General features: G+C 42.9%; 2 protein-coding genes. One reads left to right on the top strand and one right to left on the bottom strand.

Annotated elements, in window-relative coordinates; genetic code table 11:
- Positions 1-370: 370 nt before the first annotated feature.
- Positions 371-1,348 (top strand): S66 peptidase family protein, encoded by a 978-nt coding sequence (locus LD39_RS14300; protein WP_035548416.1) that lies wholly within the window; start codon positions 371-373, stop codon positions 1,346-1,348.
- Positions 1,349-1,378: 30 nt separating this feature from the next.
- Here the strand turns inward: LD39_RS14300 and LD39_RS14295 are convergent, their stop codons facing one another.
- Positions 1,379-2,140 (bottom strand): (S)-benzoin forming benzil reductase, encoded by a 762-nt coding sequence (locus LD39_RS14295; protein ID WP_035548414.1) that lies wholly within the window; start codon positions 2,138-2,140, stop codon positions 1,379-1,381.
- Positions 2,141-2,178 lie beyond the last annotated feature (38 nt).

Below are 2,178 nucleotides of genomic sequence, written 5' to 3'. Positions count from 1 at the left end.
ATGGTGAGAGCATGATATAGAGCGCTTTATGCTTATAGCACTGTGATAGTGGAAGACAATCCTTCTGGTAAAGGGGTTCGTTTCTCACATGCATCACTTGGGGTGGTTGGAAAGCTGCGAGACTCCCGCGGGAATGGATGGGCTGGCGTGACCCCGCAGGACGGAGTCCGAGGAGGCTTGCCGTCATCCCCGCAGGAAGCGAGCTGCTTCCCAACCACCTCTGACTCTAAATACAGCAACGAATCCCGAATATCTCGAAATCGAGTCTTACAGAATCCTGCACGATTGCTGAATAACTTTATCATAACCTTCAAAGTATTCCCGAAATAATTTAGTATATTGTAGTAATTTATATAAAGGAGTGGGTTAGATGTTTCCAGCTAAATTGAACAAAGGTGATGAAATCCGAGTCATATCCCCTGCCGAAAGCCTAACCATGATTGCTGAAGATCAAAGAGAGCTTGCGGTAGAAAGATTAAAGAAACTGGGGGTAGACGTCACTTTCAGTACATACTCAGACACAGATAAAGGCACGTTGTCTACACCGATTGAAGAAAGAATTTCAGACATCCATGAGGCTTTCCGCGACCCAAAAGTAAAAATGATTCTTACCACAATCGGAGGCTTCGACAGCAATCAGCTCCTCCGTTACATCGATTATGACTTAATTAAAGAAAACCCGAAGATCTTTTGTGGATTTTCGGATATCACCGCCCTATCTAACGCCTTTTATAGGAAAACAGGTCTAGTAACGTATAGCGGTCCCCACTTTTCAACGTTCGGTATGAAAAAGGGAATCTCTTATACTTGGGAGTACTTCGAAAAAATATTTACCCAAAGCGCGCCGATTTCTGTCCTTCCTGCAGAAGATTGGAGTGACGATACCTGGTTCCTTGATCAGGAAAACCGAAATTTCTATAAGAACAAAGGTTATGAAATGATCAGCCCTGGAGAAGCAAGCGGACGAACTTTAGGCGGCAATTTATGTACACTCAATCTTCTTCATGGTACTGAATATATGCCACCTCTCGAAGGTGCTATCCTGTTCCTTGAAGATGACGAAATGACCATTCCTCAAACGTTTGACAGGGATCTGCAATCCCTTATTCACCAACCCGGCTTTGAAAAAGTGAAAGGACTTGTCATCGGACGTTTCCAAAAAGAGTCTAGCATGACGATGAGTCTGCTTAAGGAAATCATCCTTTCGAAAGAGGAACTGCGCCACATCCCTGTAATTGCTCAAGCCAGCTTTGGACATACAACTCCTCGATTCACCTTTCCTATTGGAGGCGAGGCAAAAATTCGTGCCGAGAAAAGCAACACAGTAATCGAAATCGTCAAACACTGAGATATAAATAAGGACGGGGGCTGCCCGTCCTTACTGTTTCTCTACAAGATCGTAAAGCTTATACACTTTTCCGTTCTCAATATCATCCGGTTGATTAATGAGATCCATTAAGACAGCCGCTACTTCCTCAGGGGAGCGTAATTTCCCCTCTTCTTTCAACTGCTTGAACTTATCCACTTCAGCAAACTGTTCTGCAGAAGACGAACGAATTTCTCCTTGCATGTCGGTATCTATGACACCAGGACTATAGGCCAAGACTTTATGACCGTTTCCTTCCTGTTCCAGAGCCAATGTCTCAGTAAATCGATTGATGGCTGCTTTTGTAGTGCTGTATGTACTCCATCCATGGACGGATCGTTCAGCAGCACCTGAGGTAATGTTGATCACAAACGTACGGATTTCTTTTTGATTGGCTTCCTTAATAAGACGATTGATGATTAACACTGGTGCCGTCAAGTTAACCTGTATATGTTTTTGGACAGCATCAGCATCCAGATTCCCTATTGTATCAATCGGTTCAATGACACCGGCATTATTCACAAGATAGACGTAATGGGTGTCCTCGTTAAAAGCGATATCCATAATACGATCAAGGCCTTCGTCCAGTTGTGATGAATCACTTAAATCACAGCTGACATGAAAATAATCTACTTTCCTTTCTTCTGCTTTCTTCTTCAATTTTTCGTTTTCACTCCGAGAAACAGCGATGATGTTTACGTTTTTTTCAATCATTTGTTCTGCAATGGCTTCACCTAACCCTCTTGAAGATCCTGTTACAATCGCATATTGCATTTGACTTCCTCCTTTTTCTTATCTTTTTGTCTTTTTCC

The organism is Halobacillus sp. BBL2006 (assembly GCF_000786645.1).
Taxonomy (GTDB): Bacteria; Bacillota; Bacilli; order Bacillales; family Halobacillaceae; genus Halobacillus.
This window is presented reverse-complemented; position numbering and strand designations above follow the sequence as displayed.